Source organism: Acinetobacter sp. SK-43, from assembly GCF_015351505.1.
Classification (GTDB): Bacteria; Pseudomonadota; Gammaproteobacteria; order Pseudomonadales; family Moraxellaceae; genus Acinetobacter; species Acinetobacter junii.
The window spans coordinates 57,543-72,036 of sequence record NZ_JADKPY010000085.1 but is presented as its reverse complement, the minus strand read 5'-3'; the positions used below and the strand labels follow the sequence as shown (position 1 = coordinate 72,036).

The window sequence follows — 14,494 nt, the reverse complement described above, 5'->3', positions numbered from 1 at the left end:
GCCCAATACTGTGTTACACTCAAATCGGAAGCTGCTGCTTTCGATTTGCTTAATAGGTCAGTAGTTCAATTGGTAGAGCGTCGGTCTCCAAAACCGAATGTTGGGGGTTCGAGTCCCTCCTGGCCTGCCACTTTTTTTAAATAAAAAAAGCTTGATTCTGGCTAAGTTGTCATATAATAAGTCGCGAATTCAACGACGAGTAAAAAAATGTCGAATGATAAATCGCGTGACGCATTAAGCGACGCGCCAATCCCTCAAAGAAATAATGCAGAAGTTGTAAGTTCAGGTTCGCCATTGGATGCTGTCCTGTGGTTGGTTGCTATTGCTTTGCTAATCGGTTCTGCATTGGTAAATCAGCATTTACCTGCCTATTGGGCGCCTGCAAATGATATTTGGGTGCGCGTTGGGGTAATTTTGGCTTGTATCGTTGTCGCTTTAGGTTTATTATACGCCACCCATCAAGGTAAAGGCTTTGTGCGCTTGTTGCAAGATGCACGAATTGAACTGCGTCGAGTGACTTGGCCGACGAAACAAGAGACGATCACCACTTCGTGGCAGGTGCTCTTGGTAGTAATTATTGCATCTCTAGTGTTGTGGTGCTTTGATTATGGGTTAGGTTGGTTTATTAAGTTAATTATCGGGTAAGAGCGCCATGAAACGTTGGTATATTATTCATGCCTATTCAGGCTTTGAAAAACAAGTGTTGCGTTCGCTTAATGAACGTATTCAACGTAGCACGGTAGCTGACAGCTTTGGTGAAGTCCTAGTTCCTACTGAAGAAGTAGTTGAAATGAAGGATGGTAAGAAACGTAAATCTGAACGTAAATTCTTTCCAGGCTATGTGTTAGTCGAAATGGAAATGAATGATGATACTTGGCACATTGTAAAAGAATGTCCAAAGGTTCTTGGTTTTATCGGTGGTACGCCAGAAAAACCAGCGCCAATCACACAACGTGAAGCTGATGCGATTCTTGCTCGTGTACGTAATACTGGTGAGGCACCGCGTCCTAAGACGATGTTTGAACCAGGTGAAGAATTGCTCGTTATTGATGGTCCGTTCACTGACTTTAAAGGAGTCGTGGAGGAAGTTCAGTACGAAAAGTCACGTTTAACGTTGACGATTAATGTATTTAATCGACCAACTCAAGTTGAACTTGAATTTCGACAAGTCGAAAAAACAGTTTAATTTCAGTTGTTTGAAAAGCGCCCGATTTGATCGGGCATTGTTGTTGTAATGTTTCGGCGTTACTTATTTTTTTGGGGAGCCTAACGGCGTCTGTACCCAGAGGTAATTTCAATGGCTAAGAAGATTGACGGCTATATCAAGCTGCAAGTTCCAGCTGGTAAAGCGAATCCATCTCCACCAATTGGTCCTGCTTTAGGTCAACGTGGTGTAAACATCATGGCATTCTGTAAAGAATTCAATGCTGCTACACAAAAACTTGAAGTTGGTTTGCCAATTCCTGTCGTGATCACTGTGTACAACGATAAGTCGTTCACTTTCATCATGAAAACTCCACCTGCATCTATTCTTCTTAAGAAAGCTGCTGGTATTCAAAAGGGTTCTTCTGTACCTAACAAAACTAAAGTTGGTAAGTTGACTCGTGCTCAATTAGAAGAGATTGCGACTACTAAAGAACCAGATTTAACTGGTGCTGATTTAGACGCTCGTGTGCGTACCATTGCTGGTTCTGCACGTTCTATGGGCTTGGAAGTGGAGCTATAAGACATGGCAAAGTTAACTAAACGTCAAAAAGCCATTGCTGCTGCTGTAGAAGCAAACAAAGTTTATACTTTGGAAGAAGCAGTACAAGTTCTTAACAGCCTTCCAGCTGCGAAGTTCAAAGAATCTTTAGATATCGCTGTAAACCTTGGCGTAGATCCACGTAAATCTGATCAGGTTGTTCGTGGTGCGACTACTTTACCAGCAGGTACAGGTAAAACTGTACGTGTTGCAGTATTTGCTCAAGGTGCTGCTGCTGAAGCTGCGAAAGCTGCTGGCGCTGATATCGTTGGTTTTGATGATCTTGCTGAAAGCATTCAAGGTGGAAACCTTGATTTTGACGTAGTAATTGCTGCTCCTGATGCAATGCGCGTTGTTGGTAAGCTTGGTACTATTCTTGGTCCACGTGGTTTAATGCCAAACCCGAAAGTGGGTACGGTTACTCCAGACGTTGCTAACGCAGTTAAAAATGCTAAATCTGGTCAAGCACGTTACCGTGTTGACAAAGCGGGTATCATCCACGCTGCGATTGGTCAGCTTGGCTTTAGCGAAGAAGCTGTACGTCAAAACGTTGAAACTTTAATTGCAGACTTGAAAAAATTAAAGCCTGCTACTTCTAAAGGTGTATACGTTAAAAAGATCACTTTAAGCTCAACTATGGGTCCTGGTCTTACTGTTGACGTAAACAACGTTTCTAAGTAATTAGACAGAATTTTAAAGCCTCAGACTCTTTTTTTTAAAGAGTTTGAGCAAACTTTGAATTGATAAATGAATATTTATCAGCGTCAAAGACCTCAGGTGAGAAGTGTTTTCGAACATTTTTCTTAATCTACCAGCCTGAGTAGACGTGGTGGTGTGATTTGTTCCTCCTCCACGTGTAAGTCGAAAGGCTTGCGAATTGGGAGTGCATCTTTATAGATGCATAAATCACCGTTAGGAGGTTTTACAATGGCTCTTCTTATCGAAGGCAAAAAACAGATCGTTGCAGAAGTAAGCGAAGTTGCTTCTAAAGCGTTTTCTGTTGTTGTGGCTAACTATCAAGGTTCAAGCGTAGAGCAATTAACAACACTTCGTGTTGAAGCTCGTAAGTTAGGTGTGACGACTCGTATCGTTCGTAACACTTTGGCTAAGCGCGCATTAGAAGGTACTCAATTCGATATCTTAAATGACAACCTTGTTGGCCCAACCATTCTCGGTTTCTCTACTTCTGAAGATGACATGGGTGCAGCTGCACGCTTGTTCGAAGAATTTGCGAAAACTAACAAAGCATTTGAACTTAAAGCTGCTGCATTTGATGGCAAGGTTTATCAAGGTGCTGAAGTTAGCGTTATTGCAAACCTTCCGAACCAAGAAAAAGCGCTTACTATGCTTGCGTCTGTTCTTCAAGCTCCTGTTTCGAAATTGGGTCGCCTCATTACAGCGCTCAAAGAGAAAAACGAGTCAGAAGCAGCTTAATCCTATTTTCACACCATTCAATATCCATTTGGAGTTATTCTCATGGCTTTAACAAACGAAGAAATCTTAAACGCAGTTGCTGAAAAAACAGTTCTTGAACTTGTTGAATTAATTTCTGCTTTCGAAGAAAAATTTAACGTATCTGCTGCTGCTGTAGCTGTTGCTGCTGCTCCAGGCGCTGGTGCTGCTGCTGCTGAAGAACAAACTGAATTCAACGTTGAGTTGACTTCTTTCGGTGCTAACAAAGTTGCTGTAATTAAAGCAGTTCGTGAAGCTACTGGTCTTGGTCTTAAAGAAGCTAAAGACCTTGTTGAAGGCGCTCCAGCTGTTCTTAAAGAAGCTGTTTCTAAAGAAGAAGGCGAAGAGCTTAAGAAGAAGCTTGAAGAAGCTGGTGCTACAGTTACACTTAAGTAATTCTGTAGGGAGTCGATTTTTTTATAATCGGCTCCAAAAAATGGCTGATGGCTCTTGGGTCATCAGCCTTTTTGCGTTACAATAATCGGCTCGTTTTTTGTTAGTTTTGCATATTTTGTGCAGATTTTTATAGAAAACAAATAAAATCAAATGCTTACCAATATTTTTTTGCTTATAAAAATATTGTTAAGCGTTTTGATACCACTAAAAATTGCAGCATTTGTAAACAGTGGTGGCCATATCGGCCTGCGTAATTCCTTCTAGGCCCGTTCTGCAGGCGGGCTTAGTTTACTTTCCGAGGACTCCAGATGGCATACTCATATACCGAAAAGAAACGGATCCGTAAGAATTTTGGTAAATTGCCCCACGTAATGGAAGCACCGTACTTACTTTCGATTCAGGTCGATTCGTATCGTACATTCTTACAAGGTGGTAAAACTCCAAAAAATCGCGAAGATATCGGTCTCCAAGCCGCATTTCGTTCAGTTTTTCCTATTGAAAGTTATTCTGGCAATGCTGCTTTAGAATTTGTTGAGTATAGCCTTGGTAAACCCGAGTTTGACGTGCGTGAATGTATTTTACGTGGTTCGACTTATGCGGCACCAATGCGTGTAAAAATTCGTTTGATCATTAAAGATCGCGAAACGAAATCAATCAAAGATGTTCGTGAACAAGAAGTGTACATGGGCGAAATGCCGCTCATGACCGACAACGGTACTTTCGTTATTAACGGTACTGAACGTGTAATCGTATCTCAATTACACCGTTCACCAGGCGTATTCTTTGATCATGATAAGGGTAAAACACACTCAAGCGGTAAAGTGTTGTACTCAGCACGTATCATTCCTTACCGTGGTTCATGGTTAGATTTTGAATTCGATGCAAAAGATTTAGTTTTCGTACGTATTGACCGTCGTCGTAAATTGTTGGCGACTGTGATCTTACGTGCCTTAAATTATAGCAATGAACAAATTTTGAATTTGTTCTATGAAAAAGTACCTGTATATCTTGATATGGGTAGCTATCAAATTGACCTCGTTCCAGATCGCTTACGTGGTGAAATGGCGCAATTTGATATCTTGGACAACGATGGTAAAGCAATCGTTGAACAAGGCAAGCGTATTAATGCACGTCATGTACGTCAAATGGAAGCAGCTAACTTAGCTAAGCTTTCTGTACCTGATGAATATTTATATGAGCGTATTACAGCTGAAGACATCACACTTAAGAATGGCGATGTGATTCCTGCAAATACCGTACTTAGCCATGAAATTATGGTGAAATTGGCTGAAGGTGGTGTTAAACAATTTAACATCCTATTCACTAATGACATCGATCGTGGTTCGTTCATTGCAGATACATTACGTGCAGATACAACAACAGGTCGTGAAGAAGCGCTTGTTGAAATCTATAAAGTAATGCGTCCAGGTGAACCACCGACAAAAGAAGCAGCAGAGAACTTATTTAATAACTTATTCTTCTCTTCTGAACGTTATGACCTTTCTCCAGTAGGTCGTATGAAGTTTAACCGTCGTTTGGGTCGTCCTTACGAAGTGGGTACTGATCAGAAGTCACGTGAAGTTGAAGGTATTTTATCGCATGACGATATCATTGATGTACTTCGTACATTAGTTGAGATCCGCAATGGTAAAGGTGAAGTCGACGATATCGATCACTTGGGTAACCGTCGCGTACGTTCTGTTGGTGAAATGACAGAAAACCAATTCCGTGTTGGTTTGGTTCGTGTTGAACGTGCTGTGAAAGAGCGTTTAAGCCAAGCTGAAACTGATAACTTGTCTCCACAAGATTTAATCAACGCGAAACCAGTTGCTGCGGCAATCAAAGAATTCTTTGGTTCAAGCCAGTTATCTCAGTTCATGGACCAAAACAACCCATTATCTGAGATTACACATAAACGTCGTGTGTCTGCGCTTGGTCCTGGTGGTTTGACACGTGAACGCGCAGGCTTCGAAGTGCGTGACGTACATCAAACTCACTATGGTCGTGTTTGTCCAATTGAAACACCTGAAGGTCCAAACATTGGTTTGATCAACTCGCTTTCTGTCTATGCAAAAGCGAATGACTTCGGTTTCTTGGAAACACCATACCGTAAGGTTGTAGACGGTCGTGTGACAGATGAAGTTGAATATTTATCTGCAATTGAAGAAGTAGGCACTGTCATTGCACAAGCCGACTCAGCAGTGGATAAAGATGGCAACTTGACTGAAGAAATGGTTTCTGTACGTCATCAAGGTGAATTCGTACGTATGTCGCCTGAGCGCGTAACACATATGGACGTTTCTGCACAGCAGGTTGTTTCTGTTGCAGCGTCATTAATTCCATTCCTTGAACACGATGACGCAAACCGTGCATTGATGGGTTCGAACATGCAACGTCAGGCTGTTCCTACACTTCGTGCTGACAAACCACTTGTCGGTACGGGTATGGAAGCAAACGTAGCACGCGACTCAGGTGTATGTGTGATCGCGGGTCGTGGTGGTGTAATTGAATATGTTGATGCATCTCGTATCGTTATTCGTGTGAACGAAGATGAAATGATTGCAGGTGAAGCAGGTGTAGATATTTACAACCTGATCAAATATACACGTTCAAACCAAAATACATGTATTAACCAAAATGTCATCGTAAACTTGGGCGACAAAGTTGCTCGTGGCGATATTTTGGCTGACGGTCCATCGACTGACATGGGTGAACTTGCGCTAGGTCAAAACATGCGCGTCGCGTTCATGACATGGAACGGTTATAACTATGAAGACTCGATCTTACTTTCTGAGCGTGTGCTTCAAGAAGACCGTTTAACGTCGATTCATATTCAAGAATTGTCATGTGTAGCGCGTGATACTAAGTTAGGTGCAGAAGAAATTACTGCTGATATTCCTAACGTCGGTGAAGCTGCACTGTCTAAACTTGATGAGTCAGGTATTGTTTATATCGGTGCTGAAGTTACTGCCGGTGATATTCTTGTTGGTAAGGTAACACCTAAAGGTGAAACTCAGTTAACACCTGAAGAAAAACTACTTCGTGCAATCTTTGGTGAAAAAGCGGCTGACGTAAAAGATTCATCTTTACGTGTTCCATCTGGCACTAAAGGTACAGTAATTGACGTTCAAGTCTTCACACGTGATGGTTTAGAAAAAGATGAGCGTGCGCAAGCAATTGAGAAAGCTCAGCTTGATGCATACCGTAAAGACTTGAAAGAAGAATACAAAATCTTCGAAGAAGCAGCACGTGAGCGTATTGTTCGTTTGTTGAAAGGTCAAGAATCTAACGGTGGTGGTTCGACTAAACGTGGTGAGAAGCTTTCAGAAGATATGTTGTCTGGTCTAGAGTTAGTTGATCTACTTGAAATCCAACCAACAGATGAAGCAATTGCTGAGCGTTTAACTCAAATTCAAGTGTTCTTGAAAGAAAAGAGCCATGAAATTGATGAAAAGTTTGCTGAGAAGAAACGTAAACTTTCTACAGGTGATGAGTTAACAACTGGAGTATTGAAAGTTGTTAAGGTTTACCTAGCAGTTAAACGTCGTATCCAACCTGGTGATAAGATGGCGGGTCGTCACGGTAACAAAGGTGTTGTATCAAACATCTTACCAGTTGAAGATATGCCACATGATGCCAATGGTGTGCCAGTTGATATCGTATTGAACCCACTCGGTGTACCATCGCGTATGAACGTGGGTCAGATTCTTGAAACCCACTTAGGTATGGCAGCAAAAGGTTTGGGTGAGCAGATTGATAAAATGCTCAAACAACAACGTACAATCGCCGAGTTACGTTCATTCCTTGACAAGATTTATAATAAAGTGGGTGGTGAGCAAGAACAGCTTGACACACTAACTGACGAAGAGATCTTGAAGCTTGCAGGTAATTTACGTGCTGGTGTGCCTTTGGCAACTCCAGTATTTGATGGTGCTGAAGAGTCACAAATCAAAGAGTTACTTGAGCTTGCAGAGTTACCACGTTCTGGTCAACAAATCTTGTTTGATGGACGTACAGGTGAACAGTTTGATCGTCCAGTAACTGTCGGTTACATGTACATGCTTAAGTTGAACCACTTGGTTGACGATAAGATGCATGCACGTTCAACTGGTTCTTACTCACTTGTGACACAACAACCGCTTGGTGGTAAAGCACAATTCGGTGGTCAGCGTTTCGGTGAGATGGAAGTATGGGCACTTGAAGCATATGGTGCAGCATATACCCTCCAAGAAATGCTCACTGTGAAGTCGGATGACGTCGAAGGTCGTACACGCATCTATAAGAACATTGTAGATGGAAACCATTATATGGATCCGGGTATGCCTGAATCGTTCAACGTATTGACCAAAGAGATCCGTTCTTTAGGTATCAACATTGAACTGAAAAATGGTGACTAATTAGCCATTAATTCTCCTAGTTTCCACTCGAAAAGGGTGGGGGCTTCCCTCCTGAGAAAAGGAGGGGTTGAGGGAGGGTTGTTCAGTTAAAAAACAATATTTGTGACCCAGTCAGGTAAGCCTAGCTTCCTGACACACGGAGAAAAAAATTGAAAGACTTGCTCGATATCATGCGTAAGAAAACGGATTCAGAAGGTCATGCACCGATTGAATTTGACCGTATCCGTATTGGTCTTGCGTCACCAGAGATGATTAAGTCATGGTCTCACGGTGAAGTTAAAAAGCCTGAAACCATTAACTACCGTACTTTTAAACCTGAACGTGACGGTTTGTTCTGTGCCAAAATCTTTGGTCCAGTAAAAGATTACGAATGCTTGTGTGGTAAATACAAGCGTATGAAATATAAAGGCGTCATTTGTGAAAAATGTGGCGTTGAAGTAACGACTGCTAAAGTTCGTCGTGAACGTATGGGTCACATTGAACTTGCTTCTCCAGTTGCACACATTTGGTTCTTGAAATCATTACCGAGCCGTATTGGTTTACTTCTTGATATGACATTACGTGATATCGAGCGCGTATTATATTTCGAATCTTATGTCGTTACTGATCCTGGTATGACTCCGTTTGAAAAGTATCAACTTTTAACGGATGAAGAATACTACAATGCACTTGAAGAGCACGGTGATGAATTCACAGCGAAAATGGGTGCAGAAGCTGTTCAAGACTTGTTGAAAGACATCGATCTTGAAGCTGAAATTGCTCGTTTACGTGAAGAGATTCCACAAACAACTTCAGAGACGAAACTTAAAAAAGCGTCTAAACGTTTGAAGTTGATGGAAGCATTTAAAGAATCAAACAATAAGCCTGAATGGATGGTGATGAATGTACTTCCAGTACTTCCACCAGACTTACGTCCGCTTGTACCACTTGAAGGTGGTCGTTTCGCGACTTCAGACTTAAACGATCTATATCGTCGTGTGATCAACCGTAACAACCGTTTGAAACGTCTTCTCGACCTTGCTGCACCAGACATTATCGTACGTAACGAAAAACGTATGTTACAAGAGTCTGTTGATGCATTGCTTGATAACGGTCGTCGTGGTCGTGCGATTACAGGTTCGAACAAACGTCCATTGAAATCTTTGGCTGATATGATCAAAGGTAAACAAGGTCGTTTCCGTCAAAACTTACTTGGTAAACGTGTTGACTATTCTGGTCGTTCGGTAATTACCGTAGGTCCTACTTTACGTCTTCACCAATGTGGTCTTCCGAAGAAAATGGCGCTTGAATTATTCAAACCATTTATTTTCGCGAAACTACAAGCATCTGGTCAAGCAACTACCATTAAAGCTGCGAAGAAAATGGTTGAGCGTGAGACTCCAGAAGTTTGGGACGTTCTTGCTTCTGTAATTCGTCAACATCCAGTAATGTTGAACCGTGCGCCAACACTTCACCGTTTAGGTCTTCAAGCATTTGAACCGATTCTGATTGAAGGTAAGGCGATCCGTCTTCACCCACTCGTATGTGCTGCGTTTAACGCCGACTTCGATGGTGACCAAATGGCGGTACACGTTCCATTGACATTGGAAGCGCAGCTTGAAGCTCGTGCATTGATGATGTCAACAAACAACATCTTGTCGCCAGCCAACGGTGAGCCAATCATCGTTCCTTCTCAGGACGTTGTATTGGGTCTTTACTACATCACACGTGATGCAGTAAATGCCAAGGGTGAAGGCATGGTGTTTGCGGATACTCACGAAGTAAACCGCGCATTGGCAACGGGTAAAGTAGCGATTCACGCACGTGTAAAAGTACGTGTACACCAAACTGTGATCAATGAAAATGGTGAACGTGAACAGCAAACGATTATCGTTGATACAACACCAGGTCGTTGCTTACTTTGGGAAGTTGTTCCACAAGGTTTAAGCTTTGATATGATCAACCTTGAGATGACTAAAAAGAACATCTCTAAGTTAATCAACTCTTGCTACCGTAAACTTGGTTTGAAAGATACTGTTATCTTCGCTGACCAATTGATGTATTTGGGCTTCCGTCAAGCGACGCGTTCAGGTGTATCTGTTGGTATGGAAGACATGCTGATCCCACCAACGAAACAAGTCATTATTGACAAAGCTGAAACAGAAGTTCGTGAAATCGAACAACAGTTTGAGCAAGGTTTTGTAACTGCGGGTGAGCGCTATAACAAAGTGGTCGATATTTGGGCACGTACCAATGACCAGGTTGCGAAAGCAATGATGGATAACTTGTCTTACACACTTGTTAAAAACAAGCAAGGTGAAGACGAGAAGCAGAAATCATTCAACAGTATCTACATGATGTCTGACTCGGGTGCCCGTGGTTCGGCAGCTCAGATTCGTCAGTTAGCGGGTATGCGTGGTTTGATGGCGAAGCCAGATGGCTCGATCATTGAGACACCGATTAAAGCAAACTTCCGTGAAGGTTTGACAGTACTTCAGTACTTCATTTCAACACACGGTGCGCGTAAAGGTTTGGCCGATACAGCTTTAAAAACAGCGAACTCTGGTTACTTGACTCGTCGTTTAGTAGACGTAGCACAAGACTTAGTAATTACTGAACCTGACTGTGGTACAGCGGGTGGTTTAGTGATGACTCCATTCATTCAAGGTGGTGATGTCATCGAGCCATTACGTGACCGCGTATTAGGTCGTGTAACGGCTGAAGATGTACGTCGTGCATCTGATGATGAAGTTGTATTACCTCGCGGTACGCTTATTGACGAGAAAATCGCAGCTCAGCTTGAAGAAGCGGGTGTCGATGAAGTTAAAGTACGCTCAGTAATTGCATGTGAATCTACATTCGGTGTGTGTGCTCGTTGTTATGGTCGTGACCTTGCACGTGGTCACTTGGTGAATCCAGGTGAATCAGTCGGTGTAATGGCTGCTCAGTCAATTGGTGAACCTGGTACACAGTTAACGATGCGTACGTTCCACGTTGGTGGTGCTGCGAGCCGAACTTCTGCTGCGAACAGCGTTCAAGTACGTAACAAAGGTACTGTACGTTTCCACAATGTGAAAACTGTACAACATGCCAAAGGTCACTTAGTTTCAGTTTCTCGTTCAGGTGAAATTGGTATTGCGGATGACTTAGGTCGTGAGCGCGAGCGTTATAAACTTCCTTACGGTGCCAGCATTTTGTTGAAAGATGGTGAGACTGTAGAAGCTGGCGGTATCGTAGCGACTTGGGATCCACATACACATCCACTTGTTACAGAAGTTGCGGGTAAAGCACGTTTCAGCCAAATCGCTGATGGTGTAACTGCAACCTCTAAGACTGATGATGCAACAGGTATGACGACTGTTGAAATCTTGCCAGTAACAGCACGTCCTGCGTCTGGTAAAGATTTACGTCCTGCGATCGTGTTGGATACAACAGATGGCGGCGAACAGTTCTACTTCTTGCCGCAAAATACAATCGTGACTGTCCGTGATGGCGAAACGATTGGTGTGGGTGATGTAATCGGTCGTGTACCACAAGAATCTTCGCGTACTCGTGATATTACCGGTGGTCTTCCACGCGTTGCAGACTTGTTTGAAGCACGTAAACCAAAAGAGCATGCGATTTTGGCAGAAGTGTCTGGTATCGTAAGCTTTGGTAAAGAGACCAAAGGTAAGAACCGTTTAGTGATCACACCTGATGATGGTTCGGAGATCTACGAAGAGTTGATTCCTAAATGGCGTCAAATCAACGTGTTCGAGGGTGAGCATGTAAACCGTGGTGAAACCATTTCTGATGGTCCACAAAACCCACATGACATCTTACGTTTGAAAGGCGAAGTTGCTTTAACAAACTACATCGTGAACGAAGTTCAAGACGTTTACCGTCTCCAAGGTGTAAAAATCAACGATAAGCACATTGAAGTCGTCGTACGTCAAATGTTGCGTAAAGTTGAAATCACTGATGGTGGCGATACAAGCTTTATTAAAGGCGAACAAGTGGATTACATCCGTGTTGTTCAAGAGAACCAAGCTGTCTTGGCTCAGAACAAGTTCCCTGCGAAGTTTGAACGTCAATTGATGGGTATAACCAAAGCGTCGCTTTCTACTGACTCGTTCATCTCTGCTGCATCGTTCCAGGAAACAACACGTGTGTTAACTGAAGCGGCTGTAACAGGTAAAGAAGATGATTTACGTGGCTTGAAAGAAAACGTTGTTGTTGGTCGTTTGATTCCTGCTGGTACAGGTCTTGCGTATCACCTAGAACGTCGTCGTCAAGAAGCGGAAGCTGCTGAGTTTGAACTTCACAATGATTTCAGTGAAGTTGATCAAGCGTTCAGCCAAGCATTAAATTCGGATCAATTCTAATTATGAGTTGATTCAAAAAAAGCACCTTCGGGTGCTTTTTTTATTGGTTTAAGATTGAGTTTAAATTTACAAATATTAAAGCATTAGCTAACCCAAATTACATAACATGATCAAAGTCCACATAAAAGAAGATTATTATTTTTAACATACAGAACAGGAGAGTATCCGTCATGAAAAAAACAATTGGTGTTGTTTCCGCTTTAGTCATATCAACGGTTATGTTTACAGGTTGTCAAAATATGAGTGCATCAGACCAGCGTATCGGTGCAGCAGCCTTAGGTGGTGCAGTAGGTGGTGGTGTTGGTAACCATGTTGGTGGTGGTCTAGGTGCGGGTGTAGGTGCGGCAGCTGGTGCTGGTGTAGGAGCAAATACCCAAGGTGGTAGTAGTCGTACGACTACAAGTAGTGCAATTGGAGCAGGTATTGGTTCAGTTGTAGGTAAAGCGTTATTAGGTGGTGATTCTGGTGCTGCAATAGGTGGTGCGATCGGTGGTGGTGCAGGTGCTGCCATCCAAGAAAAGAAATAATCTCTAATTTCGTAATAAAAAATGCCTGTGATTCCTCTCAGGCATTTTTTATCTAGCTGTATAGATTAAGTAGTAGCTTTAGCCTTTTTTCTACGAATGTATAAGGTTTTCTCGACTTCTGCGATCCGAGTACCAGCTTCATCCACAATATTTAAAGTATATGATCGAAGTACAGGTTCGTGATTTTCAGCTAATCGTTTAATTTCGCTAATTTCTTCTGCGCTGATCCGAATATCAGCATAAACAGTGCTTCGACCTGGTGATAAAAAATTGATTGCAGCACTTTTATCCCACACAATGTATTTATTTCCCAAATGATGCATCAAAATAAGCATATAAAAGGGATCAACCATAGAGTACAAGCTGCCACCAAAATGTGTTCCAACAATATTCCGATTTTTTCGTGTAAGCGGCATTTTGATTCGAATGAAATAATTGTCGAGGTCAATCGTTTCAATTGCTATTCCTGCACCGCGATAGGGTGAGTAATGATTGATCATAAATTTTGAAACGGCTGGAATGGTTCGAATTTTTTTGAAAAAGTTTTTCATGGTCAATTTTTTTTCTGATAACTCTATTCATACTCCATAAGTATCATTTTTATTGTATCGCTGGCAATGGCTGTTTAGTTGACCAAGCCACTTGAAAACAAAATGGGAAAAATTATGCAACCACAAGTAAAAACTGTCAGAACTTCTGATCAGCAAACACTGTGTGTGAAGACATGGGGCGATGAGAAAAAAACACCATTGGTTTTAGTACATGGTTATCCAGATAATCAGGAAGTTTGGGAGCCAATTATTGAAAAGCTTGTCAATGATTATTTTATTGTAACTTATGATGTGCGTGGTGCAGGTTTATCTTCTATTCCAAAACGTATCAAAGACTATCGTTTACCGCGTTTGTCATTAGATTTACAAGAAGTGGTAGATCAAGTTTTACCAAATCGTAATTTTCATATGGCAGCCCATGATTGGGGTTCATTACAATCTTGGGAATCGGCAACTGAGCCTAAACTTAAAGGTCGTTTGTTGTCTTATACAACGATCTCTGGTCCTTGCTTAGATCATGCTTCTTTATATTTGCGTGAAGAGTTTAAATCAGCACCAGCCAACGTTCTGAAAATGCTGACAAAATCATGGTATATCGGTGCATTCCATTTACCACTCATTGCACCTACAGTTTGGACTTTCTTCAGTCCAGAAAAATGGGGCAAAATCTTGAATGGATTAGAGAAAAAACAAGATTTACCATTAAATGCAAATATTGTTGCAGATGGTAAATACGGGATTAACTTATATCGTGCAAACTTTATTACTTCTTTAACTCAACCACGTCAACGTTATGCGCAATGCCCAGTACAAGCGATTGTATTGCGTCGAGATGCATTTGTTAGTCCAGAATATATTACTGAGTCTATGCCGAAGTGGGTTGAAAAGTTCGAATATACTGAACTCGATGCGAATCATTGGGCTGTCATCAGCCAACCTGAGAAAATTGCTGAACTTATTCGTGATTTTATTCAGCGTCAGGCTGCTTAAGATTGAACGATATTTAACAATAAAAATCACATAAGATTTACGCACTTTATTCGGCGATATTTTCAGCTTCATCTCAATGAATCTGCTAGAATGT

At 41.9% G+C, this 14,494-nt stretch carries 11 protein-coding genes and 1 tRNA gene; 11 read left to right on the top strand and 1 reads right to left on the bottom strand.

Going from position 1 to position 14,494, the window contains the following annotated elements; all coding sequences use genetic code 11:
- The first annotated feature begins 54 nt into the window (after positions 1 to 54).
- From IRT38_RS17150 to IRT38_RS17105, 10 genes are all read left to right on the top strand, one after another.
- Positions 55 to 130, top strand: a tRNA-Trp gene (locus tag IRT38_RS17150).
- Positions 131 to 207: 77 nt separating this feature from the next.
- A complete protein-coding gene (secE, locus tag IRT38_RS17145; protein WP_004674339.1) occupies positions 208 to 645 on the top strand; it encodes a preprotein translocase subunit SecE in 438 nt (145 codons plus the stop codon).
- Between the two features lie 7 nt (positions 646 to 652).
- Positions 653 to 1,186, top strand: coding sequence for a transcription termination/antitermination protein NusG (gene nusG / locus IRT38_RS17140; protein WP_004916944.1), 534 nt, complete (start codon positions 653 to 655; stop codon positions 1,184 to 1,186).
- 111 nt (positions 1,187 to 1,297) lie between these two features.
- The gene (gene rplK / locus IRT38_RS17135) at positions 1,298 to 1,726 is read left to right on the top strand and encodes a 50S ribosomal protein L11 (RefSeq protein ID WP_004637639.1); all 429 of its coding nucleotides are present in this window, start codon (positions 1,298 to 1,300) and stop codon (positions 1,724 to 1,726) included.
- Positions 1,727 to 1,729: 3 nt separating this feature from the next.
- Positions 1,730 to 2,425, top strand: coding sequence for a 50S ribosomal protein L1 (gene rplA, locus IRT38_RS17130; protein ID WP_004916940.1), 696 nt, complete (start codon positions 1,730 to 1,732; stop codon positions 2,423 to 2,425).
- Between the two features lie 246 nt (positions 2,426 to 2,671).
- The gene (gene rplJ, locus IRT38_RS17125) at positions 2,672 to 3,178 is read left to right on the top strand and encodes a 50S ribosomal protein L10 (protein WP_194598327.1); all 507 of its coding nucleotides are present in this window, start codon (positions 2,672 to 2,674) and stop codon (positions 3,176 to 3,178) included.
- 42 nt (positions 3,179 to 3,220) lie between these two features.
- On the top strand, positions 3,221 to 3,592 hold the full coding sequence (gene rplL, locus IRT38_RS17120; protein ID WP_004916934.1) for a 50S ribosomal protein L7/L12: 372 nt from the start codon (positions 3,221 to 3,223) through the stop codon (positions 3,590 to 3,592).
- 308 nt (positions 3,593 to 3,900) lie between these two features.
- Entirely contained in the window at positions 3,901 to 7,989 is a 4,089-nt protein-coding gene (gene rpoB, locus IRT38_RS17115) for a DNA-directed RNA polymerase subunit beta (RefSeq protein ID WP_004957405.1), read from the top strand.
- A gap of 149 nt (positions 7,990 to 8,138) precedes the next feature.
- On the top strand, positions 8,139 to 12,332 hold the full coding sequence (gene rpoC / locus IRT38_RS17110; RefSeq protein WP_004916929.1) for a DNA-directed RNA polymerase subunit beta': 4,194 nt from the start codon (positions 8,139 to 8,141) through the stop codon (positions 12,330 to 12,332).
- Between the two features lie 170 nt (positions 12,333 to 12,502).
- Positions 12,503 to 12,859, top strand: a complete 357-nt coding sequence (locus IRT38_RS17105; protein ID WP_004916926.1) for a hypothetical protein — start codon at positions 12,503 to 12,505, stop codon at positions 12,857 to 12,859.
- A gap of 65 nt (positions 12,860 to 12,924) precedes the next feature.
- On the opposite strand, the gene IRT38_RS17100 is transcribed toward IRT38_RS17105, so the two are convergent.
- Complete coding sequence (locus tag IRT38_RS17100) at positions 12,925 to 13,410, bottom strand: DUF4442 domain-containing protein (protein WP_004957412.1); 486 nt, start codon at positions 13,408 to 13,410, stop codon at positions 12,925 to 12,927.
- A 114-nt stretch (positions 13,411 to 13,524) separates the two neighbouring features.
- On the opposite strand from IRT38_RS17100, the gene IRT38_RS17095 reads away from it, so the two are divergent.
- Positions 13,525 to 14,400, top strand: a complete 876-nt coding sequence (locus IRT38_RS17095) for an alpha/beta fold hydrolase (protein WP_194598326.1) — start codon at positions 13,525 to 13,527, stop codon at positions 14,398 to 14,400.
- Positions 14,401 to 14,494 lie beyond the last annotated feature (94 nt).

Coding starts and splice junctions, on each gene's coding strand:
- secE (WP_004674339.1), top strand. CDS start 208: ATGTCGAATGATAAATCGCGTGACGCATTAAGCGACGCGCCAATCCCT.
- nusG (WP_004916944.1), top strand. CDS start 653: ATGAAACGTTGGTATATTATTCATGCCTATTCAGGCTTTGAAAAACAA.
- rplK (WP_004637639.1), top strand. CDS start 1,298: ATGGCTAAGAAGATTGACGGCTATATCAAGCTGCAAGTTCCAGCTGGT.
- rplA (WP_004916940.1), top strand. CDS start 1,730: ATGGCAAAGTTAACTAAACGTCAAAAAGCCATTGCTGCTGCTGTAGAA.
- rplJ (WP_194598327.1), top strand. CDS start 2,672: ATGGCTCTTCTTATCGAAGGCAAAAAACAGATCGTTGCAGAAGTAAGC.
- rplL (WP_004916934.1), top strand. CDS start 3,221: ATGGCTTTAACAAACGAAGAAATCTTAAACGCAGTTGCTGAAAAAACA.
- rpoB (WP_004957405.1), top strand. CDS start 3,901: ATGGCATACTCATATACCGAAAAGAAACGGATCCGTAAGAATTTTGGT.
- IRT38_RS17105 (WP_004916926.1), top strand. CDS start 12,503: ATGAAAAAAACAATTGGTGTTGTTTCCGCTTTAGTCATATCAACGGTT.
- IRT38_RS17100 (WP_004957412.1), bottom strand. CDS start 13,410: ATGAAAAACTTTTTCAAAAAAATTCGAACCATTCCAGCCGTTTCAAAA.
- IRT38_RS17095 (WP_194598326.1), top strand. CDS start 13,525: ATGCAACCACAAGTAAAAACTGTCAGAACTTCTGATCAGCAAACACTG.